This is a genomic window from Sorangium sp. So ce363 (assembly GCF_051520435.1).
Lineage (GTDB): Bacteria > Myxococcota_A > Polyangia > Polyangiales > Polyangiaceae > Sorangium > Sorangium cellulosum_B.
Genome location: NZ_CP150333.1, coordinates 10,062,499 through 10,085,295 on the forward strand (window position 1 = coordinate 10,062,499; position 22,797 = coordinate 10,085,295).

General features: G+C 69.4%; 16 protein-coding genes. 10 read left to right on the top strand and 6 right to left on the bottom strand.

Annotated features, from left to right (window positions below; translation table 11 throughout):
* Positions 1-85 precede the first annotated feature (85 nt).
* Complete coding sequence (locus tag WMF12_RS37745; RefSeq protein ID WP_437853030.1) at positions 86-3,895, bottom strand: DUF3857 domain-containing protein; 3,810 nt, start codon at positions 3,893-3,895, stop codon at positions 86-88.
* A gap of 743 nt (positions 3,896-4,638) precedes the next feature.
* Between WMF12_RS37745 and WMF12_RS37750 the strand changes: the two genes are divergently transcribed.
* From WMF12_RS37750 to rimI, 6 genes are all read left to right on the top strand, one after another.
* A complete protein-coding gene (locus tag WMF12_RS37750) occupies positions 4,639-5,121 on the top strand; it encodes a roadblock/LC7 domain-containing protein (RefSeq protein WP_012239856.1) in 483 nt (160 codons plus the stop codon).
* A gap of 11 nt (positions 5,122-5,132) precedes the next feature.
* The gene (locus tag WMF12_RS37755; protein WP_012239857.1) at positions 5,133-5,723 is read left to right on the top strand and encodes a GTP-binding protein; all 591 of its coding nucleotides are present in this window, start codon (positions 5,133-5,135) and stop codon (positions 5,721-5,723) included.
* A 499-nt stretch (positions 5,724-6,222) separates the two neighbouring features.
* Positions 6,223-6,696, top strand: coding sequence for a hypothetical protein (locus WMF12_RS37760; RefSeq protein ID WP_437741575.1), 474 nt, complete (start codon positions 6,223-6,225; stop codon positions 6,694-6,696).
* A 99-nt stretch (positions 6,697-6,795) separates the two neighbouring features.
* Positions 6,796-8,076: an alanine racemase gene (gene alr, locus WMF12_RS37765; RefSeq protein WP_437853032.1), complete on the top strand. Its 1,281-nt coding sequence runs from the start codon at positions 6,796-6,798 to the stop codon at positions 8,074-8,076.
* A 62-nt stretch (positions 8,077-8,138) separates the two neighbouring features.
* Entirely contained in the window at positions 8,139-9,347 is a 1,209-nt protein-coding gene (locus WMF12_RS37770; RefSeq protein ID WP_437853034.1) for a vWA domain-containing protein, read from the top strand.
* Complete coding sequence (rimI, locus tag WMF12_RS37775; protein ID WP_437853035.1) at positions 9,344-9,868, top strand: ribosomal protein S18-alanine N-acetyltransferase; 525 nt, start codon at positions 9,344-9,346, stop codon at positions 9,866-9,868. The genes WMF12_RS37770 and rimI overlap by 4 nt, the downstream gene beginning before the upstream one ends.
* Positions 9,869-9,883: 15 nt before the next feature.
* On the opposite strand, the gene tssM is transcribed toward rimI, so the two are convergent.
* Together tssM and WMF12_RS37785 are read right to left on the bottom strand one after the other, a co-directional pair.
* A complete protein-coding gene (gene tssM / locus WMF12_RS37780; protein ID WP_437853037.1) occupies positions 9,884-12,799 on the bottom strand; it encodes a type VI secretion system membrane subunit TssM in 2,916 nt (971 codons plus the stop codon).
* Between the two features lie 92 nt (positions 12,800-12,891).
* The gene (locus tag WMF12_RS37785; RefSeq protein WP_437873936.1) at positions 12,892-13,584 is read right to left on the bottom strand and encodes a hypothetical protein; all 693 of its coding nucleotides are present in this window, start codon (positions 13,582-13,584) and stop codon (positions 12,892-12,894) included.
* Positions 13,585-13,939: 355 nt separating this feature from the next.
* Between WMF12_RS37785 and WMF12_RS37790 the strand changes: the two genes are divergently transcribed.
* Positions 13,940-14,677: a metallophosphoesterase family protein gene (locus WMF12_RS37790; protein ID WP_012239864.1), complete on the top strand. Its 738-nt coding sequence runs from the start codon at positions 13,940-13,942 to the stop codon at positions 14,675-14,677.
* 144 nt (positions 14,678-14,821) lie between these two features.
* Here WMF12_RS37790 and WMF12_RS37795 read toward each other — a convergent pair whose 3' ends face one another.
* Together WMF12_RS37795 and rpoZ are read right to left on the bottom strand one after the other, a co-directional pair.
* Complete coding sequence (locus tag WMF12_RS37795) at positions 14,822-15,709, bottom strand: class I SAM-dependent methyltransferase (protein WP_437741581.1); 888 nt, start codon at positions 15,707-15,709, stop codon at positions 14,822-14,824.
* A gap of 108 nt (positions 15,710-15,817) precedes the next feature.
* Positions 15,818-16,060 carry a DNA-directed RNA polymerase subunit omega gene (gene rpoZ, locus WMF12_RS37800; protein WP_044966694.1) on the bottom strand — a complete coding sequence of 81 codons (243 nt, stop codon included), beginning with the start codon at positions 16,058-16,060 and terminating at the stop codon, positions 15,818-15,820.
* A 236-nt stretch (positions 16,061-16,296) separates the two neighbouring features.
* On the opposite strand from rpoZ, the gene pyrH reads away from it, so the two are divergent.
* The 3 genes from pyrH to WMF12_RS37815 all read left to right on the top strand — a co-directional run bounded on the left by pyrH (position 16,297) and on the right by WMF12_RS37815 (position 19,474).
* The gene (gene pyrH, locus WMF12_RS37805; RefSeq protein ID WP_080599110.1) at positions 16,297-17,058 is read left to right on the top strand and encodes a UMP kinase; all 762 of its coding nucleotides are present in this window, start codon (positions 16,297-16,299) and stop codon (positions 17,056-17,058) included.
* Positions 17,059-17,175: 117 nt separating this feature from the next.
* Complete coding sequence (locus tag WMF12_RS37810) at positions 17,176-18,252, top strand: peptidylprolyl isomerase (protein ID WP_437853039.1); 1,077 nt, start codon at positions 17,176-17,178, stop codon at positions 18,250-18,252.
* Complete coding sequence (locus WMF12_RS37815; RefSeq protein WP_437853041.1) at positions 18,239-19,474, top strand: KamA family radical SAM protein; 1,236 nt, start codon at positions 18,239-18,241, stop codon at positions 19,472-19,474. The genes WMF12_RS37810 and WMF12_RS37815 overlap by 14 nt, the downstream gene beginning before the upstream one ends.
* Positions 19,475-19,483: 9 nt before the next feature.
* On the opposite strand, the gene WMF12_RS37820 is transcribed toward WMF12_RS37815, so the two are convergent.
* Positions 19,484-22,144, bottom strand: coding sequence for a protein kinase domain-containing protein (locus WMF12_RS37820; protein ID WP_437741584.1), 2,661 nt, complete (start codon positions 22,142-22,144; stop codon positions 19,484-19,486).
* Between the last annotated feature and the right edge of the window lie 653 nt (positions 22,145-22,797).

Consider the following 22,797-nt stretch of genomic DNA (forward strand, 5'->3'; position numbering starts at 1 on the left):
GGCGTGGGGTTGTCAAGTGTCCAGGCAGCGGCTAGGGGCCGGTCGGCGCGCCGAAGGGCCGGGGGTCAGGGCGTCGCTCAGTCGCTCACTTTCCGAACACCACCCGCTGACCGAAGACGCGGTCCGCCGTCTCGCAGAACGTTCGGAAGGCCATGTACTCGGACGGCTTGATCCGGGACTTCGTGAGGGAGATCTGACTGCGGACGACGATCTTCCCCGCGGACTGCTCGACCGAGAGCGAGAACTTGCCGAAGGGGGTGTCCACGTCCTGGGGCAAAGGCGCCCTGGTGACACGCCACCCGGCAGGGATCCGGATGGTCCATTCATCCCGGCGCGTGGTGAGCGCGGGGATGATCACGTCGCGGGTGCGCGCCGAGAGGGAGGCGAACTCGGTGGCGAGACGCTGCGTGGGGACAGCCGGGACCGACAGGCTGTCGCCCTCCCTTCGAGCGAGCGCGACGGCTCTTCCTCGAGCCCGCAGCTTCGCCGGCTGCTCGATGTCCTCGAGATCGTTCACCTCGACCCCGGCCTTCCCAGGGGCCAGCTCGACCGCGCCGAAATCCGTGGCGAGGTCACGAGCTGCTCGGTCGCGGCGCGTCCCCTCCGCCATGTAGCGGGTCCGCCACTCCGGCGCGGACGCACCGGCCACCTGGATGTCGACCCCGAGCTGAGCTGATCCGTCAGCGCTGACCGCGATGTCGACGTTCCGGTGCACGACCGAGGCCTCGGGAGCAGGCTCCGGGAGGCGAACGAGCTTCGGCTTGCCCTCGTTGATCTGAAGCGCCATCGCTCCGCGATCCATGATCGGAAGCTCGGTCGAGCCCGAGTGCTCCGCCGTTCCGTCGAGGTAAAGGTCGAGCGACGGCACGTACGCGATCGCGTGGTCGAACGGAGCAAGGCTCGCGGGCTCCGGCCCGATGTCGCCTCGCATGCGGGTGCGCACGAGCACGATCGTCGCTGGGATGCCGATCTCGCGGAGCATCGTGACGATCAGCGTCGCCTTGTCCTTGCAGTCGCCCCAGCCACGAGCGAGCGTCTGCGCACACCTCCTCGGGCGAATCCCCTCGATGCCGAACTCGAGCGCCACGTAGCGCGTCTCGGTCGCGTACTTGTAAATCGCGCGGACCTTGCTCCGATCGTCGGCAAGGTTCTTCGTGATCTCGCGCACCCGCTTCCGCACCTCATCATCCACATCGAACTGCTCACGCGCGAGGCCCCAGTACCAGGAGCCGACCTCGTCCCAGGTCTTGAAGGTCGAGACGTGGACGTGCGCGAGGATCTCGGACCACGCGGGCATCGCCGCCTCGGGCGCCACCGGCGGCACCGAGGCGGCAGAGAAGCGGAAGATGCGCCGCTCGGCGTCCTCCTTGGTCTCGCGCACGAGGCCAGGGAGGTCGGACGCGAAGAGGTGGAACTGCCTCGTCTTCGGGGTGATCAGCACATACTCGCTGCTGGCGATCGGCTCATCCCCCTGGAGGAACTCGATCTCGCCGAAGTGATCGGCGATCTCGTTGCGAGGGCTGACGTCATCGACGCGGTAGCGCAGCTCGACGACGTCGCCGGCGTTGAGCCGCGGGAAGCTGACGTAGAACGTGCGCGCCGATGTGTACATCGCGAGCGCCGGGTTGTTCGCCCCCGATTCCCCGCTCTCGATCGCCCCGTCGACCTTGCCGTCTGCTCGGTAGACCTTCGCGGCACGGAGGCTCACGGTCTGGCGATCGGCCTGGTACTCGAACGCGTACTGCCGGGCGCTCGCCGCAGCCTCGTCCGTCAGCGGCTGGAAGACGACCTGCCGGAACCGGCTCGCCAGGCCGTTCGGGAAGACGGTGGTGACCGTCAGGTTGCGCAGCGTGCGCTTGGGATACTGCCGGTCAGCGTTGCGCCGCATCGGGAGGAAGCGGTCGGGCGCCCAGGCGTAGGCCTCGTCAGCGCGCGGCTTCGGCGGCTCGATGTGCTCGATGTACTCGCGCACATCCTTCGCCTGAGGGCTGATCGCCAGGATCTGCTGCAGCATCTCCAGCTGCGATTCTCGGTTTCCCTCCTCGCCGTAGAGGTCCGAGAGAGCGCGCAGCGTTCCGATGTCTTCGGGCGCCATGGCGAGCGCGCGCTGATGGGCCGCGAGGGCGCGGTCGCCCTGGCCGAGCGCGCGGTACGTGCGCGCCGCGACCGTGCGAGCCCAGACGGAGTCAGGCTCGCTGCGGAGGAAGCGCTCGATCCAGCGCTCCGCGCCGGCAGGGTCGCGGCGCGCCACCGCGAGCTCGACCTGCTGGTGAAGGAAGCTCGAGTCGTCGAACCGCAGCGCGGCGTAGCGCGCCTCCATCTCGGCGGCCTCCGTGTCGCGCCCGAGCGCGCGCAGCTGCGCCGCCGAGGCGCGGAGGAGCGAGACGCTGCTCGGCTGGCGCGCGAGCGCCCGCTCCAGCGTGGCGAGCGCGGTGCGCTTCAGCCCAGCCTCCACGTAGAGGTCCATGAGCCCGAGGACGGCCGCGACATGATCGGGATCGGAGGCCAGGATGCGCTCGTAGATCGGAGCCGCCTCCCGCCAGTTCGGGCTCGTCTGCGCGAGCCGAGCCTGCGAGAGCAGGACGTCGATGTCCTCACGACCGCCCGCGAGCGCGGCGGCGCGCTCGATCCATGCGCGCTGCTGGTTCCTGTCCTCGGAGAGCTGACCCGCGAGCAGGTAGCGACGCACGCTCGGCTCGGCCTCGGCGGAGCGCCGAGCGAGATCGCGCGCTCTGTGCTCCCCCTCGGCGTCGCCGCCGGTGAGCATGAGGTACCGCGCGAACGCCTCCAACACGGCGGGCGAAGGCCGAGCGGCGCTCGCGGCTCGCTCGAACGCTTGCATCGGCCCCTCGATGGCAGCCGCGCGCGCGGCGAGCTTCGCGCCGGAGGTTGGCCCTTCGGCCTGCGTCCGCGCCCCGCCCGCGCGCCTCGCGTCAGCGGCTTCCCCCTGAGGCGCCGTGACCTGGGTTCCGATGTCCGAGGTCACATCCAGATCAAGATCCGGCGCCCCCTTCTCGTTGCCGATGCGCAGCGCGAACTTGGGCGCCGACGCACCTCCGCAGACCTTGATCGTCAAGCGGTTGTAGCCGGGCCGCAGCGTCACCGGCGCGGCGAACCGATCGATGTCGAGCTCGCGGTACCCCGGATCGGCCAGGACCTTCGCGCCGTTCCAGAACAGCTTGAACGCCCCGTCTGCCCCGACCCAGATCGAGATCGGCCGAGGAGCGCGCGTCCCAGCCTTCGCGCGGACGAACGTCGTCGCGTAGCCGCAGACGCTCTCCACCGGACGGATGAAATCGCCGAAATCAAACCACCCGTACTGCGGCGCCTCGGGGGGCACGCGCCAGCGGACCGCGCGCGCCTTGCCGTCGTACGTCCTGCCCGCAGCCACCGGCTGCTCGAGATCTTCCTCGGGCCCGAACGCCCGCTCGAAGCCCCCCTTGTTCTCGTTGTCGAACGGTCCGATCGTCGCCCAGCGGCCGATGAACCCGAGCTTCTGGATCCTCGCGACCGCTCCGTCGAGATCACCTCGACGCCTGCGCGCGTACGCCGAGAGGAGCTCCGCATAGACCTGGGTGGGCGCGCTGGTCGCGCCGGCCTCAGCGATCGACGCGATCGCCTCCTCGACCTGGGTCGGATCCGCGCGGTCCCACGTGCGCCAGAGCTCACGTAACGCGCCGTAGACCTCGGGGCCCCTCGCCGCGCGGACAGCCGCGTGCGCGGAGAGCACCTCAGGGTGAACCGCGCCGAGCTCCGCGCGCGCGTCGGCGCCGAGCGACATGGCGCACGCCAAGGCCGCCGTCCCCACGGTGAGCGCGCAGAAGGAGCGCCCCCTCGTCGTCCCCGGGTTGAGCTCGATCTCACGGGGCTCGGCCCGGCTGAGCACGTCACGCATCCGAGGCGCTATCCCGTGGCCGAAGCCATCGGTCAAGCACAAGCCATGGCTGCAGAGGCGTCGCACCGGCCGAGGTCAAGGGGGTGCTGCCCACGAGCCGGCGGAACGCACGCCGGCAGGAGGTCGTCCCCCAAGGCCGCGTTCATCGGGCCGCTTCATGAGCTCGCCGCGCCGCGCGCGCCGATCCCGCGAATTTCGTCGATCTTCTGCGGGTACAGAGCGATGACACGCAGCGCGCCCCACACCAGCGCCCTCGGAGGAGGGCGCAGCGCCGTCCGACCGCATTCAACGAAGGAAACAATAACAATTTTCGATATTTATCATGCAGGCCTTCTGGGCGGACGGGCGCCTGGAAAAGGTCCGGAACCAAGCCTCCCCTGGGGGCAGGGGGAGCGAGCTCCGTCGGGGCCCGGCAAGGCTCGGCGAGGTTCGGCCGTGCGATCCTCCAACTTCCAGAAAGGGCCGCCTTGCTCCGCCGCACCTGCTTCGGATAGAAACGTCCCAAGATGTACGGGTGCACGGTCGAGGAGCAGCCGCACTGCGCGCTGCGAACCAGCCATGCAAGTCCCAAGGCAGTGAGCGTCACGCCGCGAACGTGGTACCGGTGGTAAGGCAAGCCCGCGCAGCGGGAAGCCAGTTGGATGACGATGGTCGGGGACCGCACGTGCGGCGCCCGGTGATGACAAGGGCGACAGAGCCCGCAATGCCCAGGGCCCCATCGCGAGAGCGCTGGCGGAGGAACGATGGTCAACCCTCAGATGGTGATGTACGAGGAGGAATTCAATCAGATCCAGAGCGTGGTGGATCGCCTCGTCAAGGACGCCAATGCGAAGGTCGTCTTCATCGTTGACAAAAACGGGCAACTGATCGCCGCGAGCGGAGACGTCGACAACCTCGACACCACGTCGCTTGCCTCGCTGACGGCGGGGAACATCGCCGCCACGGGCGGGATGGCGAAGCTCCTCAAGGAGAACGAGTTCGCCACTCAGTTCCACGAGGGTGAAAAGGCGAACATCCACATCCAGCTGGTCGGGAACCGCGTCATCCTCGTGGTGATCTTCGACTCAAAGTCGAGCCTCGGGTTGGTGAGGCTCCGGGTGCGAAAGGCGAGCGAGGAGCTCAACCACATCTTCGAAGCGCTGCTCAAGAAGGTGCAGGAGCCGGGCGCCGACTCGCCGTTCGCCGAGATCACCGACGAGGACATCGACAACCTCTTCAACGACTAGGAGCGCGGTCGATGAGCTTCATCAATTACATGGCGCGCGAGATCAACTGCAAGATCGTCTATTACGGCCCGGGTCTCTGCGGCAAGACGACGAACCTGCAGTACATCTATGAGCGCACCAACCCGGACGCGAAGGGGAAGATGATCTCCCTCGCCACGGAGACCGACCGGACACTCTTCTTCGACTTCCTCCCGCTCGCGCTGGGCGAGATCCGCGGCTTCAAGACGCGGTTCCACCTGTACACGGTGCCGGGGCAGGTCTTCTACGACGCGAGCCGCAAGCTCATCCTGAAAGGCGTCGACGGCGTGGTCTTCGTGGCAGACTCGCAGCTCGGCCGCATCGAGGCGAACCAGGAGTCGGTGGAGAACCTCCGCACGAACCTGGCCGAGCAGGGCTACTCGCTGGACAAGATCCCGTACGTCATCCAGTACAACAAGCGAGACCTGCCGGAGATCGGCACCGTCGAGGAGCTCCGCTCGCTGCTCAACCCGACGAACGTCCCCGATTTCGAGGGGGTCGCGCGGACCGGCGTCGGGGTGTTCGACACGCTCAAGGCGGTCGCCAAGCTGGTGCTGACCGAGCTGAAGAAGGGCGGCCCCTAGGTTCCAAGGGCCGGCCCCAGAGATTGGATCGAAGAACGCGCAGCGAGCGAGCCCGTGGACTCGCTCGCGCTCGGTGCAACGATCAGGTGCGCTGGTAGATGCGGTTGCGCCGGTTGCGGTTCTTCGCCTTCAGCTTGGACCGGTGGCGCTTCGACTTGGAGCGCGTGGTCTTCCGAGGACCTTTCGACAGCATGAGGAACATGAACAGGCTCCGTTGAGGCGCCCGGCGCGGAGGCGTCGTGCCGCCGCCGCCGGTGCGAAGGGGCGGCAACGTACGGCATCACAGGCCAAAGTTCAACCGGAGAGCACCTCGACCGGGCGACCGGCAGGTTCCCGCGGCGGATAGGACAGGCCCTGGCACCAGGGCCGAGCTTTTCTGCTATCGGTGTTCCACGACGTGCGGTTCAGGACCCTCCTCTGCCTAGCCGCCGCCTCGGTGACCGCATGCGGCGCGAGCATCAACGCGGTCTACGAGGGGGACGTACGCTTCGAACACTGCATGGCGCTTGACTCGCTGGCCGACGTCAAGCCGACCCTGCGGCGCGCGTGCTGGGACGAGTGGCTTCAGTTCTGTACGTTCGGCCAGACGCGCGACCGTGTGGAGTACGCCACGCTGCGGGCCAGGCAGCTCAGCCACGCCAGTGATTTTGACGAAGGCGAGTGGACTCCGCCGAGCAGCCGAGCCCCTGCCGTGCCTGAGCCGACCAGCGCGCTCGCTCCGCCGCCCAGGCTCCTGACCGCCGACGTGGCCGCGCCGGCGGCAACGGAAGAGGCCCATGCAGACCCAGACGCGAACGACGGCGGCGCTGCGGCCTCGGCGTCGAACACCGCGGAGGAGGTTGCGCCGCCGGGAGCGAAGTGCAGCGCGTCGTGCCAGACGGACTGGAAGGAATGCCAGGACGACTGCAAATCCGCCGCCTGCGAAAAAGGATGCTCCGGCAAGTACACGCGGTGCATGCGTCGCTGCTTCTGATCGACGTCGTCTGCTCTCCGCGCAGATGCCTCACCTTGTCACACCAAGATGGCCTGGAATCTTGACCCGCGATCGAGCGTAGAGCTATCGGCGTACACGATGTCCGCTTCGCACGCGCCCAAAGAGCTCAGCAGCACGACTCCTGATCGCAACGGCACGGCGTCGCCCCTCGATGGGCTCGGTGCGAGCGCAGGCCCCATGCGGGTGCTGCGGCCACGGCGAGCGGCGCCCGCGGACGCCGTGCGGCCGACCCGCGCCGAGGTGAACCTCGCGCACCTGCGGCACAACCTGCGCGTCCTCGAGCGCGGGCTGACCGGCGCGACGAAGCCGCAGATCTGGGGGGTGCTCAAGGCCGATGCGTACGGCCACGGCGCGCCAGCGGTCGCACGGACGCTCGAGCGCGCAGGGATCCCCGGCCTGTGCGTCGCGTTGCTCGAGGAGGCCATCGAGCTGCGAGACGCCGGCATCCGGCTGCCCATCCTCGTCATGGGCGGCTACTACGGCCCGCGGCGCGACGGGTTCGAGGAGATCATCGCGCGCGATCTCGTGCCCGTCGTCTACGACGCTGGCCAGATCGAGCGCCTCGCGAGCGTGGTGCGGCTCGAGCAGCGCGGTCGCGTCGGCGTCCATCTCAAGGTCGACACCGGCATGGGGCGGCTCGGAGCCGCGAGCTCGGAGATCGAGGCGGTGCTCGCGACGCTCGCCAAGCACCCGGAGGTGAAGCTCGACGGGCTCATGACCCACCTCGCCTGCGCGGACGCCGACGATCTCGGCGTGACGATCGAGCAGATGCGCCTCTTCGGGGAGATCGAGCAGCGAGCGAAGAGCTTCGGCCTCACGCCGCGGGTGCGGCACGCCTCGAACAGCGCGGCGATGCTGCGCCTCCCTGCGGCGCTGCTCGACATCGTCCGTCCGGGGGTCGCGCTCTTCGGAATATCGCCGTGCGCGGGGCTCGCGCCCGACCTCAAGCCGGTCATCCGGGTGCGCAGCGAGATCGTCGCGCTGCGCACGATCGCGAAGGGCGACAGGATCGGCTACGGCCACACCTGGCAAGCTTCCCGGGCGAGCGTCGTGGCCACCGTGCCGATGGGGTACGCCGACGGCCTGAGCCGCCAGCTCTCGAACCGCGGGGCCGCCCTCGTGCGCGGTCAACGCGCGCCGATCGCCGGCGCCGTGTCGATGGATCTCACGATGCTCGACGTGACGGATGTCCCGGGAGCACGCCTGGGCGATGAGGTGGTGTTCCTCGGAACGCAGGACGGGCCGCTCGGGCGCGGCACGATCAGCGCTGAAGAGATCGCGGGGCTCACGGGGACGATCGCCTGGGAGGTGCTGACCAGCATCTCGCGCCGCGTGCCCAGGTTCTACCGCGAGCCCTGAACGCGCGCGGCGGCGCCCGCGCTGGCGCTGCCGGCTCGAACGGGCGTGATACGCTGCTCGCCATGAAGACGGCCGTGAAGCAGCGAGCCGGCGCCTGCGGCATGCTCCTCTGCATCGGAGCCGCGCTCGCGCTCGGCGGCGCGGCGATGACCGCATGCGAGGACGAGGTCACGAAGCAGCGTCCGCGCAGCGGCGCCGGTCAGGAGGCGCAGGAGCCGGAGGGCGGGTTCGATCCGGACACCGAAGAGCCGAGCGGACCACCGGCCGCAGATGCGGGAGGGCTCTGCGGCAACCGGATCCACCAGGTCGAGATCGCCGAAGCGCCGAACATCTACTTCGTCCTCGATGCGTCGGGCAGCATGCTCAGCCCCGCCTCCTCGAGCTCGAACGCGACCCGATACGACCGGGTCCATGATGCCGCGGTCGACCTCGTGCGCAACCTGGGCCCGCTGATCAACGTCGGCGCCGCCGTGTTCCCCCTGGACGCGACCGACGAGGCGCCGTGCAGGCCGGGCGGCGAGGTCTTCGCTGTCACGCCGGGGGCTCCCTTCGCAGAGGGACAGGAGGGCTCCACGACGACATCGCGGTTCCGCGCGGCGACGCGGGCCACGCCCCTCGGCGGCACGCCTACCGCGGCGACCCTCGCGGCGCTGACGCCGAAGCTCGTCGAGCTCCCCGGCAAGACCATCGTCGTGCTCGCGACCGACGGCGGTCCGAACTGCAACAGCTCGGCGATATGCGAGGCCGACGGGTGCATCGCCAACATCGAACAGCAGTGCCCCGACCCCGAGGAGAACTGCTGCTCGCCCTTGGGCCCCTCGGGCCCCGAAGGGTGCCTCGATCGCGACGATACGGTCGCCGCGATCGAGCGGCTCGCGGCGAGCGGGATCGAGGTCTACGTCGTCGGCATCCCGGGGAGCGAGTTCTACGGCGATGTCCTCGACAAGATGGCGCTCGCCGGCGGCACGGCGCAGTTCGTGAGCCCGTTCTACTTCAAGGTGGACAACCTCGACACGCTGGGGAACGTCCTCTCGAAGATCGCCAGCATCGTCGTCTCCTGCGAGTTCGACCTGGTCGACCCGCCTCCCGAGGCGGGACAGACGAACGTCTACCTGGACGACGAGCTCGTCGCCTACGACCCGGAGAACGGCTGGCGCTGGAAGTCGCCCGCGATCGTCGAGCTCCTCGGGGAAGCCTGCACGAAGCTCAAGAGCGGGCGGGTGGGGCAAGTCCAGATCGTCTCCGGCTGTCCCACGGAGGTGGCGAGGTGAAACGCGACGCGACGAGGCTCTCGGCCTCGCTGAGCCAGCTGACGGCCGACGCTGCGGACGACGCTGCGCTCGACGAGATCGACGCCGTCGCGTCCGCGGCCTTCGACGTGCCGCAATTCTCCGCGCGAGAAGAGCTGCGCCGCCCCTGGACGCGCTGCTGGGTCGCGCGCGAAGAGCGGCGCGCGCTCGCCTTCCTCATCGCGTGGCACGTCGCCGACGAGCTCCACGTGCTGAACGTGGCCACCTGCCCGGCCGCGCGGCGGCGCGGGCTCGCGACGGCGTTGATGAATCGATCGCTCGAGTATGCGCAGCAGCAGCAAGTGCGGCTGATCCTGCTCGAGGTGCGCCGCTCGAACCGGGCAGCGATCCGGCTCTACCGGAAGCTCGGCTTCACCGCGATGGGGGTACGCCCTCGGTACTACAGCGACAACGGCGAGGATGCGATCGAGATGGTGCTCACGCTCGATCCAGCGACCGGCGCGGTGCAACCAGGCCGCGACGAGATCCGCATCGAGATCTGAACCGCGCCGCGTGGCTCAGCGCGGGCCCGCAGCAGGCGCCGCCGCGGGAAAGCGAGACACCGCGGCGAGCGGCGGCAGCCGCGCCGCCACCACCTGCATCGGGGTGAGCAACAGCGGCCGGAGCAGCGTCTTGGCCCGCTCGTCGAAGGGCTGGAGGAGCGCGTCGGCCTGTCGCGTCGCCTCGATCAACCGATCGGCCATGAGGCGCGCGTCGACGTTGGGGTTCAGATCCTCGAGGCGCTGGATCTCGTCGCGAAGAGCGCTGAGCAACGAGATGTACCTCGCCAGGGGCGTGTCCGTGATCGGCGCCGAGCCGCTCGGCGCGGCCGGCACGCCGAACTCGACGGTCCGCTTGAACTCATCCGGCACCGAGCTCGGCCGGTTTCTTATGAGCTTCACGTTGACGGGGACCTTCAGCCTCGTCTTCTGCTCGATCTTTCGATCGAGGTACTCCTTCCCCCGCTTGGCCAGGGCCGAGTCCTCGATCGCGCTGCGATCCCGCTTCCACTGCGTGTTGTCCTCGAGAGCGCGGAGGATGCGGAGGTAGGGGTAATCCGCCTGGGTTAGCGCCTGGTACGTCTCCTTCGCCTCCTTCAGGTTGACCGGGACCCGCACGGTGAGGTCCGCCATCCAGTCGGTCCACTGCGCGATGTAGCTGACGTCGTAGTCGGCCGCGAGGCCGTCCAGGTTCTTGTTGATCGAGGCTTCCTCGCCGGGCGCGAGGTCCACGACCCACCGCTCAGCCATCAAGCTGTCGGCGCCGCTCTCGAGCCTCTCGAGCACCGCGAAGTGCCCCCTCTCGGTGTACGGACCGTCCACCTCCTTCCAGCGCTTCTCCTTCGCGTACAGCTTGCTGCCGATGATCTTCAGCACGGCGGGGCGGTCGGCGAACATGTCGCCGAGCGTGTGCGGAGGGTACTTGCGGTTGGCGCGGCTGTTGTCACCCGTCTCGTCGTACTTCTCCTCGATGATCGCGTTGACGAAGAAGTCGTAGTACCGCTTCCGCGGTGGCACGGCCTGGAGCGTCGCGCGCACGCTCGCGACCAGATCCTCCTTGCGCGCGATCGGCGTGACCCGCTTCTCCTTGATGAGCGTCAGGTAGTACTCGACGTGCCGTTCGAGCTGCTTCTTCAGCTCGCTCTCGGTGAGGTTCGAGGTCGCCCGCAGCACCTCGGCCCAGAGCGAGGTGAACCTGTCCTTCGCCCACGGAACGTCGAGGTGCTCGACGTCGCTCAGCATCAGGTACAGCTTGAGGTCGTTCCGCTCGCGGAGGTAGTGGTCGCCCTTCGCGAGCTTGAGGCGATCCTCGAGCCGCTGCTTGCACGGGATCACGAAGCCGTTCTGGAGGCTGGCGACGTAGACGTGCACGAGCGGCGGGTACACCGTCTCGCCCTGGAACATCGTCCACCCCTTCCCGTCCGGCGGCCCCTCCTCGCGCGCCTTGTCGATCTCCTTCAGCCGATCCAGCGCAGGCCGCAGCGCGGCGAGCTTCTCCGAGAGGGGTCGCGTGTCCTCCCATCGGAGCGCGCTGACGGTGCGCGCGTCCGCCTCCACGTCGCGCAGAAACGCGCGGTTGTTGGCGAACGACACCACGCTGGGGATCGCGAGGATGACCCCGAGCGCCGCGGCCGCCGCGCTGATCGCGCCGCGAACGAGCCGCTGACGCCGGATCTCGCTCGCGCTCCTCGCGGCGATGTCCCCGTCCGGGAAGACGACGTTCATGAAGACGTCGTGGAGGAAGTAGCTCTTCGACTCCACGTTCTGCTGCGCCGCGGCCTCGTGCGTGCGGATCCCCATCGCCTGGCCCATGCGCTGGAGGACCCGGTCGAGCGGCCTGCCCTCCTGCGTGCCGCTCGTGAAGTAGAAGCCGCGAAAGATGGGCGTCCCCTGGAACGCGTTGACCATGAAGACGGTCGAGACCAGATCGGAGAGGTTCCGCCGGATACCCGAGAACTCGAGCGGGAACTGGTAGACGCGCTCGCGCGCCTCGCGGCTGCGCTCCATCACGAGCCGCTTCAGCGAGCGGCCGTGGATCTGCTTCGCCAGGGCGTCGAACTCGGCGTCGAAGAGCCTCCCTGGGTTCGCCTTGTCCGCGCTCAGCTTGAGCGTCGCTCCCCACGCCTGCGCGCGGTCGCTCTTGCGCATGTCGCCGAAGAACTCCGAGAAGCCCGCGATGAGGTCGCATTTCGTGAACAGGAGGTAGACGGGCAGCACCATGTGGAGCTGCGTCATCACCTCGTCGATGCGCGCCCGGAGCTTCTTCCCCATCAGCTCGACTTGCTGCTCGCTCGCGTCGATGAGATCCGCCACGCTCACGGCGACCAGGATGCCGTTGAGCGGGCGGCGAGCGCGGTGCTTGAGGAGCATCTGCAGGAACGCGATCCACTCCTCGTGGTCGTCCTGCTCCGTCGTGTAGCGCCCCGCGGTGTCGAGGAGGATCGCCTCGTTGGTGAACCACCAGTCGCAGTTGCGGGTGCCGCCGACGCCGCGCACGCCGCCGCCGTTGCTCGGGTGCGCGTACGGGAAGACGAGGCCGGAGTGCTTCAACGCCGTCGTCTTCCCCGCCCCGGGCGGGCCGATGATGACGTACCAGGGCAGCGAGTAGAGCGCGGCGTTGCCGTGCTCCTTCCCCTTGCCGAGCTTCGAGCTCTTCAGGGCGCTGATGCCGCCCTGGACCTGCCGCTGGAGCTCCTGGATCTCGGCGCGGCGCTCGGGCCGCGCGTTGAGCGCCTGCTGCGCTCCCTGCTGGACGATGGCCCGCTCAAGCGCAGACGCGGCGCGGCGCGCGTTGATCCGGCGGTACACGAAGAGCGCGATCGCGGCGAGCGCGATGACGACGCTCGTCGCGATCGGGATCGCGGTGGGCAGGTCGAACGTGAAGAACGCTGCCCACGAGATGAGGAACAACAGCCCGAAGAGGACCCACAACACGGAAGCGACGATACCACCGGTCGCCGCTTCCGGAGCACGTCCACGCGGCGCCGCCGAGCGAGCGTGGGCGCCCGCGCGCCGCGATCCCCGCGTCAGCCGCCGCCGCGCTCGTAGTCGCCCGGCTCGAGCGCGGCGTCGGTATCCTCGCCGGCCTCGAGCCGACGCGAACGGATCGCGTCCACGGCGATGTCGATCACCTCGAGCCGCGTCGAGGGGGCGTAGTACTCGTTTTCCGAGACCGAAGGCAGCTCCGCGAGCCTGGCCGCGACCGCCTCGCGATCGCCTTCCTCCAGCTCGAGCGCCGCCGGATCGCCGCTCAGGGAGTCCTCTGCAAGGTCCAGCGCGGCGTCGGCCCGATGTCCGCGCGTGAGCGCCTCGCGCACGAAGAGGACGGGGCTGAACGCGAGGTAAACCGAGCCGAACTGCACCTGCCAGTAGGTCGGGTCTTCGCCATCCAGGCGCCACCACGACGCGTGCCGGCGCCGGATCACCTCGCCGAAGTATGCGCCTGCCATGTGCGCGATCATCGGCAACGCTTCGACCCGCTCCGACGTCGCACCACGCGCCTGCTCGAGGTAGTGGTCGAGCAGGGGCAAGGTCTCCGGCCGATAGTCAAGCCGTACGCCGAGGGCGCGCTCCACAAACCGCACGCACCCATCGGCGAGATCCTCCACGGTGGACGGCGGCGGCGCGACAGGTTCGACAGCTGCAGCGGACAGCGCAGACTCGGCCGGCTGCTCCGCAGAAATCGGAGACGTCCCTGCACCGTTCTGTTTGGTATTCATGGGCTCCACGCTATTCTTCTCCGGTGCGGGTGGCCGCTCGTCAACGTGGTCGTGCTGGGAGCGCCTCGGCAAGCTCCGCAAGGACCGTGTCCGGCCCTCGACCGTCCTCTGCAGATCCCCGGGCGCAGCGGAAGCACGCTCCATCGGAGCCGACAAAGCTGACGAGACCGACGGAACTGACGGAGCTGACGGACCCGATGGAGCCGCCGGAGCCAAAGGAACCGACGAGCCAGCCGACACAACGCCAACGAGCCGACAAAGCTCGGTGCCGGTCCTACCGGCCCATCTGTGGATCCAGGTTTGAATTCCTAACGGAAGTCGAGGCCTTCGTGCTAAGCTCCGCCCTCGCGTCGAAATGAGACTCGGGATTTTCAGCGATACGCACGCCAACTACGAGGCGCTCAGCGCTGTGCTCGAGTCCTACCGCCACGAACGTATCGACGTTTACTACTGCCTCGGGGATACGGTCGGCTACGGCGGCTCGCCGAACGAGTGCGCTGATCTCGTCCGCAAGGTGGCCAAGAAGACGATCCTCGGCAACCACGACGCGGCCGTCGCGGGTCGGATGGATTACTCGTATTACTACGAGGCCGCCCGGCAAGCGCTGGACACCCACGCAGCGATGCTGTCCTCCGAGAACGCGGCCTGGCTCCGGAGCCTGACGTACCAGGAGAAGTTGACGGACATCAACGTCGACCTCTGCCATGGCTCGCCCGTCCGGCTCGAAGAGTTCGAGTACATCTTCGCCCCCGAGCAGGCGCGCGAGTGCCTCCCGATGTGGAACGAGCTCGGTCACATCACGCTGATCGGCCACTCCCACCTCTGCAAGGTGTTCGCGCTCACACCGAACAGTGTCGAGGAGCTCCCTGCGGTGGATTTCCAGCTTGAGCAGGGTCGCAAGTACATCGTGAGCGTCGGCTCGGTGGGACAGCCGCGGGACTACGACAACCGCGCGAGCTACACGGTCTACGACAGCGACACGAAGCGCTTCGAGTTCAAGCGCGTCGAGTACGATATCGAGACAGCGGCCGAGAAGGTGCTGCGCGCCAAGCTCGAGCGCAACTTCGCCCACCGCCTCTACATCGGGGTCTGAGACTCCAGGCAACGGCGGCACTTGGCGCACGCTCGGTGCGGCAGGACCGAGGGGCACACGCGTGCTCGTGCGCGGACACGTCGCGTATGGCCTGATGCCGCAGGGCGGCGTGAGGCGCAGCAGGCGCCGGGCGTTCGCTCGCCCTCAGCGGCCCCCGTCATGTCCAGGGCGGCGAGCCCTGGCAGAACGGCGTGGCCGGCAATGATAGAGCAGCATGCTCGTCTGGTTGTCGGGCAGCTCGGCGCAGAAATCGCTGCGGAGCTCCGTGAGCTCGAAGCCGTTGTAGTGGAGCAAGGCTTCGAGCTCCTGCGGGTAGAACTGACGATGGGCGAGCGGCGTCATCCAGCGCTCGCCGCCGTCGACGGGCGAGAACTCCATGGAGACGAACAGGATCTGCCGGACCTTGTCGTAGTCGAACCGCTCCGTGTACCGGACGAACTCGCCAGGGCCATCCTTCGTGGGGTACCGGAACCGCGGCGTGGCATAGGCGCGATCCGGATCTCGCGCGAGCTCTGCCGGCTCGGGCATGGAAACGTCGAAGACGAGCTCGCCCTTCGGCGTCAGATGCTCGCGCGCTCGCGCGAGGAACCGCTCCACATCCACGCGCGTGTACAGATGCAAAAAGGCGTTGAACGGGCAGATCACGAGCGGAAAGCGGCGCCCTAGCCGCAGCGCCCGCATGTCGCCCCGCCGGAGGCTCACGCGAGAGGAGACACCGCGCGGCTCGCGTCCAAGCTGCACGCGCAGATCGCCGAGCATCGGCGCCGACAGGTCCACGCCGGTGATCTGGACCCCCGCCCTCGCGACAGGCAGCGTGATCCGCCCGTTACCGCAGCCGTACTCGAGCACCGGCCCCGCAGACGCAACGGCGAGGTCGACGTAGTAGCGGACGTCATCCTTACGGCGCGCGTACGTCTTCGCGTAGTACGCCGGATCCTCGTAGTGGGCCGACGTCCCTGCTTCGAGCTCCGGATCGCGACGCTGGCCGGAGCCCGAAACGCGCGCCGGCCGCCTCGTGGCCGTCCCGCTCATGCGAGGCAACAGATCAAGCGCAGCGCTGGCACGGTCAAGGGAGCGAGCTGCGAAACGGAGCCCCTAGGGAGGCGCGCATCACCGGACGCGCGCTCTTCCGATGCGGCATCAGCGCTGGCCGCCAGCGTTCATCTGCTGGAGCCACTCGGATACGACCTCGTGGGAGCTCCGGTGGAAGTGCACCTTGCCCGCCGCGATCTCTCGGAGGCTGGTCACGGCAGGCTTGTTCTTCGTCTTCACGAGAGCGTCCGAGCCCTTCATGAGCTGCCGCGTCCGGTTGGCCGCGAGCACGACGAGAGCGAAACGGTTTTCCTCGCGCTCGAGGCAGTCTTCCACAGTCACACGCGCCATAGGGGGGCCGAGACTAGCTCCCCACCCCGGCAAGCGCAAGGTGCATGCCGCCCCGGCGGGTCTTCCTGCTCTGTTTCCTCTGCTTCCTCTGCTCCCTCTGCTTCCTGTGCTTGCTCTGCTGCCTCTGGTTCTGCCTCCCGCTCTTCCTCCTTTGCGGCGCGCGCTGCCGCTTCGCCCGAGCGATGGTTCACGTTGTTCGTTGCCCTCCACGCAGGTCCCGGCTACGAGGTCGCACCGTGGCCGCTGACCAGGACTCTCTCCTTCCCCCTCCCCCTCGTCCGGCCCCCGGGCTGAAGTACCGCCGCATCGTGCTCAAGCTGAGCGGCGAAGCGCTCTGCGGCGAGGAAGGGGGGTTCGGCATTCGTCCCGAGACGCTCCACCACGTGGCCGGCGAGGTCGCCGAGCTCCAGCGGATGGGGGTGCAGATCGGGGTCGTCGTGGGCGGCGGCAACATCTTCCGCGGGCTGAAGGGCGCGAGCGCGGGGATGGACCGCTCCCAGAGCGACTACATGGGCATGCTCGCCACCGTCATCAACGCGCTCGCCCTCCAGGACGCGCTCGAGAAGACGGGCGTGCCGACGCGCGTGATGACCGCGATCGAGATCCGGCAGGTCGCCGAGCCGTACATCCGCCGCAGGGCGATGCGGCACCTGGAGAAGGGCAGCATCGTCATCTTCGCCGCGGGCACGGGCAACCCGTTCTTCTCGACCGATACCGCGGCAGCGCTGCGGGCCATGGAGATCCAGGCGCAGGCGCTGTTCAAGGCGACCAAGGTCGAAGGCATCTACGACCGCGATCCCGTGCGCCACGAAGGCGCGCAGATGTTCGCGCACCTGAGCTACGACCGCTTCCTCGCCGACAGGATCGGGGTCATGGACTCGACGGCGGTCACGCTCTGCCGCGAGAACAAGATGCCCATCCGGGTGTTCAAGCTCATGACCCGCGGCAACATCCTCCGCGTCTGCAGGGGCGAAGAGATCGGCACGATCGTCGACTGAGCGCGCGTTCGAGCGCTCAGGGCGCGCGACGAGCCGAGGCGTCCGCCGACGCGCCAGCCCGAACGAGGCGCTGCGACCTCGAGCCACGCGGAAACCGTGCTAGACCCCGAGCCAGCAATGACCCGAGCTCCGGTGCGCCGACCCCTGCTCGCCATCTCGCTCGTCGCGCTCGTCGCGGGCTGCGATGAGCCCGCCCTCCAGGTCCCCTCGGACGCGGGGGATCCGGTCTTCGGCCTCACCGCCGAGCAGTCGGCGCGCGTGCTCGCGAAGGTCGGGGACAGGGTGATCACGCTGGGCGACTTCGGCAGGACGCTGGAGCGAATGGACCAGTTCGATCGGCTCCGGTACCAGACGAAGGAGCGGCGCCGCGAGCTGCTGAGCGAGCTCATCGACGCGGAGCTGCTCGCGCTGGAAGCCCGGCGCCGAGGCCTCGACAAGGACCCCGCGGTCGAGGACACGATCCGGCAGATCCTCCGCGAGGCGATGATCGCCCGGGCGCGAAAGGGCCTGCCCGCGCCGGCCGACATCCCCGCGTCCGAGGTGCGCGCGTACTATGAGGCGAACGCCGACAAGTTCAGCGAGCCCGAGCGCAGGCGCGTCGCCGCCATCGTCGTCGGCGACCGAGCGCTCGGGGAGAAGGTCCTCAAGGAGGCGCAGAAGGCCGGGAGCAGCAGCGCGTGGGGTGAGCTCTTCCTCAAGCACTCGCTCACGGCGCCGAAGGACAAGAGCGCGGCCTCGCCGCTCGATCTCGCCGGAGAGCTCGGCATCGTCAGCCCGCCCGGCGATCCGCGCGGCGCCCACCCCCGCGTCCCAGAGCCGGTCCGCGCGGCCGCCTTTCGCATCGGCGGCGTGGGTGCGGTCGGCGAGGAGGTCGTCGAGGCCGAAGGACGGTTCTTCATCGTCCGCCTGAACGGGCTCACCAGCGGGCACCGGCGCGAGTTCGCGGAGGCCGAACGCTCGATCCGGGTCGCGCTCATGCAGCAGAAGATGCAGGACCAGGAGCGCGCTCTCGAGGACGAGCTGCGGAAGAAGTTCCCCGTCGAGATCAACGAGGCGGCGCTCTCCTCGGTCAAGCTGCCGGAGCAGCTCATGGAGACCGGGAGCGCGGCGCAGCCCGATCCCGCGAAGCCCCGCACGCCACAGCCGGAGCGGTCCGGCGCTGCCGCGGCGCCGTCGAGCGATGCGGGCAAGTAGCGAGCTCGTCGCCGCCGCGCGGCTCGCCCGGCGACCCGGCGAGGAAAGCGCGAACGCCCGCGCCGTCGCGCTGCCGGAGCGACCGGGGTCGCTCGCCGCGAGCGCGCAGCAGGGAGCGCGACCAGCCCGCGTGAAGACGCGGAAGAGCGACTGGACATGGCAGCTGCGCCACGCTCTCTCGAGCGCCGATGAGCTCCACCGGTCGCTGTCGCTGACGCCGGAGGAGCTCGATGGCGCCAGGCGCGCCGAAAAGGCGGGGCTGCCCATCCGCGTCACCCCCTATTACCTGAGCCTCTGCGACAACGGCGATCCGGCGTGCCCGATCCGGCGGCAGTGCGTGCCGCTCGCCGACGAGGCCGCCGAGGTGCCAGGCGATCTGGTCGACCCCCTCGGCGAGGTCGCGCACGAGGTCGCCCCCCACCTCGTGCAGCGGTACCCGGATCGCGCGCTGCTCCTCGCGACCGACCGCTGCGCCGTCTACTGCCGCTTCTGCACCCGATCACGCATGGTCGGCGACGGCGGCGGCGCGGTGGCGCTCGAGCGCCTCGCGCCGGCGATGGCGTACCTCGAGGCGCACCCGGAAGTGCGCGATGTCATCGTGAGCGGCGGCGATCCGCTCGCCGTCTCGACGGACCGCGTCGTGCGGCTCATCGCTCGGCTGCGGCAGATCCAGAGCGTGGAGACGATCCGGATCGCCACGCGCGTGCCGGTCACGCTGCCGCAGCGGATCACCGCAGAGCTCGTGCGCGCGCTCAAGCCGTATCACCCGCTCTGGGTGATGACGCACTTCAACCACCCGAAGGAGCTCACGCCCGCCGCCGAGCGCGCGTGCAAGCGCCTCGCGGATCACGGCTTCCCCGTCATGAACCAGACCGTGCTGCTGCGCGGCATCAACGACGACGCGACGACGCTGGCCACGCTCTTCCGGGGTCTCGTGCGCTGGCGGGTGCGCCCCTATTACCTGCTCCAGATGGACCCCGTGCGCGGCACGGCGCACCTGCGCACGCCGCTCGCGACCGGCGTCTCCCTCATGGAGCAGCTCCAGGGCCGGCTCACCGGCATCGCGCTGCCGAAGCTGATCGTGGATACGCCCGGCGGGATGGGCAAGGTGCCCATCGGGCCCGACTACGTCGTCGACCGTCGGCCGGGGCGCACCGTCCTCCGCACGCACCGCGGCGTCGAGGTCGAGTACGTCGACCCCCCGGCGGGGCCTGGCGGCTGAGCCGCCCGCTCAGCGACCCGGGCCCCGCGAGAGCGGCTTCGCGACCCGGAACGACAGGTTCAGCGCCCGCGCGATCCCGAAGAAGCGGGTGCGCGACGCGCTCCTGCACTGCTGCGAGTCCGCGGCCCAGCTCCCGGAGCGGGCGATGCGCCACGGCGGCGCGTCTCCGCCAGCGTCGGCGGTCGATTCGAGCTCACCCGACGTCTCCGCCCACGATCTCTCGCCGTTCACATCGGCGACCCACTCGCGCACGCCGCCCGCCATGTCGCGCACGCCGTAGGGCGAGGTGTCGATGGGAAAGGTCCCTACCGGCTCTGGCTGCGCCAGGAACGGCCGCGACGAGCGCATCAGACAGAACGTCGGGTCGAAGTGATCTCCCCACGGGTAGAACCGGCCGTCGGTCCCGCGAGCCGCCTTCTCCCACTCCAGCTCGGTGGGCAGTCGGATCTCGATCCCGTCGCGCTCGCTCCGGAAACGGCAGTAGGCCACGGCGTCGAACCAGTCGATGAGGATGACCGGCAGGTTCCAGAGGTGCCCTTCCTCCGCCGGGAACCGCTTCTGCGCGTCGCCCTCGACCACGCTGGGCAACGGCTCCCAGCCGCCGCTGCTGGCGGGCCGCGCGACGTAGCCCTCGGAGCCGCGCGTCCCGTGCGGCGCGCGCTTGAGGGCGAGATCGAGATCGCGCGTCTCGAGCTCGTTCAGGAACTCGCAATACTCGCGGAAGGTGACGGGGAACTTCGCGATCGCGACGTCGGGGACGTGGAGCTCGGCGCGGCGGAGCGGATCGTCGGCCTGCGCGTCGCCGCCGGCGATGAAGGTCCCCCCCGGGATGTACACGAACCCCTCGCCGATCTCCGCGTCGGTGTAGAGGTTCACCTCGACGCGGTGGTGGGTGCCCCGCTTGAGCAGCAGCGGGTAGCGCACGTCCCGACAGCCGGCGCGCTTCAGGATGAAGAGGTAGCTGCCCGGCTTGAGGTGCACCTCGCGGAGCGGGGTGCGGCCGAGCGAGCGCTCGTCGCTCGCCACGAGGATGCGATCCTTCTCGACGTAACGGTACGCGACGACGCTCGCGCCGGGCGGCGACGAGTCGAACGAGAGGACCGAATCGGCGGTGAGCAGCGCGGCGTAGCGGCCCACGTCGAACTCCGCCACGAGCGCCTCGTGGTAGATGCGCGCCGCGTGCTGGTGCTCCTGGTCCGCCCGCACCGCGCGCGACCAGTAGAGGTCCGCGAGCCCGGCGCGCGCCTCGACCAGGTCCGGATCGTACGCCAGCGCCTTCGTGTAGAGATCGATCGCCTCCGCCGCGGCGCGCGCCTGCTCGCGCTCGACCCCGGCGGCCCTGTCCTCGAGCTGCCACCCCGCCCGCTTGCGCTCGATCGCCTCGTACTCCTTCACGTCCTTGAGCAGCCGCCGCGCCTCCTCGACGAGCCGCTCGCGCTCGCCGTCGAGCCGCCGGTCACGCTCGAGCGGAGCCTTGGCGAGCTCGCAGAGCTTGATGGCCTCCTCGCGGCGGCGCATCCGCTCCTTGGCGCCCTCGAGGAACGCCTCCGCCTCCGCCGCGACGCGGTCGGCGGTCGGCGGCCGCTGATCAGGGTCCTTCGCGAGCATCGCCAGGCAGAGGTCCTCGAGCAGCAGCGGGCAGCTCGGCGCGATCGAGCGCGGCGGCCTGGGGTCGCGCGTCTGCGTCGCGAGGATCACGGCGAGGACGGTCGGCGCGTCGAACGGGTGCTCGCCGGTGAGGATCTCGTAGAGCACCACGCCGAGCGCGAAGATGTCCGCGCGGTGATCGATCCGCGCGTGGTCCCCTCGGATCTGCTCGGGCGCGATGTAGCCGGGCGTGCCCGAGAGCGCGCTCGCGATCGCCTCGTGCCGCCTGCGGCCGAAGTCCTGCCCGCTCGGATCGACGGAGATCGGCTCGCTCACCTCCGCCCTCGCGAGCAGCTTCGCGTTGCCCCAGTCGCCCAGGTAGACCTCGCCGTAGTCGCCGAGCAGCACGTTCTCCGGCTTGATGTCGCGGTGGGCGACGCCTCGCCGGTGCGCGTAGGCCAGCGCCCGGGAGATCTGCACGAACGCGCCGATGAGCCGGACGAGCGGCCATTGTCTGCGGAGCTCGGGGTTCGTCAGCACGTTCTGCAGGCTCTGCCGCTTGACGACCCGCATGGAGTAGTACGGCTGACCGTTCGGCAGCGTGCCGAGGTCATAGACCGGGATGATGTTCGGGTGCTCGAGCTGGGCCGTGATCCGCGCCTCGGTCCGGAAGCGGTTGCCTACCGCGGAGTCCTCCTCGGCCCCCGGCTTCAAGGTCTTCAGCGCGACCACGCGCCCGATCTCCCGATCGCGCGCCTTCACCACCTTCCCGGCGCCCCCGGCCCCGAGCGCCTCGCCCACCTCGTACCGGGTGCCGCCGGAGTTCACGGCGCGCGTGGCGGAGGTCGCGAGCGTCGGGAAATCGGCCCCGACGTCCTCTCCGGGCAGGTCGATCTCCCGCTGCGTGTCGAAGCGCAGCGCGTCCTGGTCCTCGCTCTGCGGCGAGAGGGCGCGCGCGACGGGCGGGCTGCGGCCCTCCTGCGCGAGCAGCTCCGGCAGCGCCGCCAGCTGCTCCGGCGTGAGGATCCCCTCGAAGAGCTCCTGGGGCGTCGACGCGCCGCCGAGGGTCCATCGGCAAGCCATATCCCAAAGGGCGTTGGGCTCGATGAGCCCTCGCGCCACGGCGGCGACGGCCAGGGCACGAGCCTCACGAGTCTGAGCGAGCTTCACTCGAGCGACCTCTCGTCCGAAACGATCTCACCCCGCGACGCGAGGCGGAAGGCCACGCTGAGGCCGTCGAGCGCAAGGCGCCGCGAGCCAGGAGCGCGTGGCGCTCCCGCGAACGATCGAGGGCTGCCGGTGACGCTGTTCCGTGCGCATCTCACGAGGCGCCGCACGTCAGTTGCCGTGGCAGGCGACCGCTCTGCTGCCATGCCGGCCCGAGCTGCCCCGTTCGAAGTCGCGGCGCGGCAGGTCCGCAGCGGCGATGGCGGCCCCCGCGTCCCGGTCTTCAGATGGTCTACGTATCGGGAATTCCTGCATTTACCATCGGCAGCTGAGCGCCGCTCAGCGTACGTGGTGTCCCCTCGCCCGCGCAAGAGAGTAGGGCGGAGCCGCTCGAGGACCGCGGTCATTTTTCGTCGCAGGTCCCGCGCGCCTCGCACGTCCCCGCGTCTCCAGGTCGCGCGCGTTTCGCATGTTTCGCATGTTTCGCACGGTTCGCACGGTTCGCACGGTTCCGCCGGCCTCGCTCCCTTGGCGTACAGGCTGCAAGGGGTCGTCGCCCTGCCATGGCG

Excerpts from the sequence above, each read along its gene's own strand:
- WMF12_RS37745 (WP_437853030.1), bottom strand. The coding sequence starts at position 3,895 with ATGCGTGACGTGCTCAGCCGGGCCGAGCCCCGTGAGATCGAGCTCAAC.
- WMF12_RS37750 (WP_012239856.1), top strand. The coding sequence starts at position 4,639 with ATGGTCAACCCTCAGATGGTGATGTACGAGGAGGAATTCAATCAGATC.
- WMF12_RS37755 (WP_012239857.1), top strand. The coding sequence starts at position 5,133 with ATGAGCTTCATCAATTACATGGCGCGCGAGATCAACTGCAAGATCGTC.
- WMF12_RS37760 (WP_437741575.1), top strand. The coding sequence starts at position 6,223 with ATGGCGCTTGACTCGCTGGCCGACGTCAAGCCGACCCTGCGGCGCGCG.
- alr (WP_437853032.1), top strand. The coding sequence starts at position 6,796 with ATGTCCGCTTCGCACGCGCCCAAAGAGCTCAGCAGCACGACTCCTGAT.
- WMF12_RS37770 (WP_437853034.1), top strand. The coding sequence starts at position 8,139 with ATGAAGACGGCCGTGAAGCAGCGAGCCGGCGCCTGCGGCATGCTCCTC.
- WMF12_RS37785 (WP_437873936.1), bottom strand. The coding sequence starts at position 13,584 with ATGAATACCAAACAGAACGGTGCAGGGACGTCTCCGATTTCTGCGGAG.
- WMF12_RS37790 (WP_012239864.1), top strand. The coding sequence starts at position 13,940 with ATGAGACTCGGGATTTTCAGCGATACGCACGCCAACTACGAGGCGCTC.
- WMF12_RS37795 (WP_437741581.1), bottom strand. The coding sequence starts at position 15,709 with ATGAGCGGGACGGCCACGAGGCGGCCGGCGCGCGTTTCGGGCTCCGGC.
- rpoZ (WP_044966694.1), bottom strand. The coding sequence starts at position 16,060 with ATGGCGCGTGTGACTGTGGAAGACTGCCTCGAGCGCGAGGAAAACCGT.
- WMF12_RS37810 (WP_437853039.1), top strand. The coding sequence starts at position 17,176 with ATGACCCGAGCTCCGGTGCGCCGACCCCTGCTCGCCATCTCGCTCGTC.
- WMF12_RS37815 (WP_437853041.1), top strand. The coding sequence starts at position 18,239 with ATGCGGGCAAGTAGCGAGCTCGTCGCCGCCGCGCGGCTCGCCCGGCGA.
- WMF12_RS37820 (WP_437741584.1), bottom strand. The coding sequence starts at position 22,144 with ATGGCTTGCCGATGGACCCTCGGCGGCGCGTCGACGCCCCAGGAGCTC.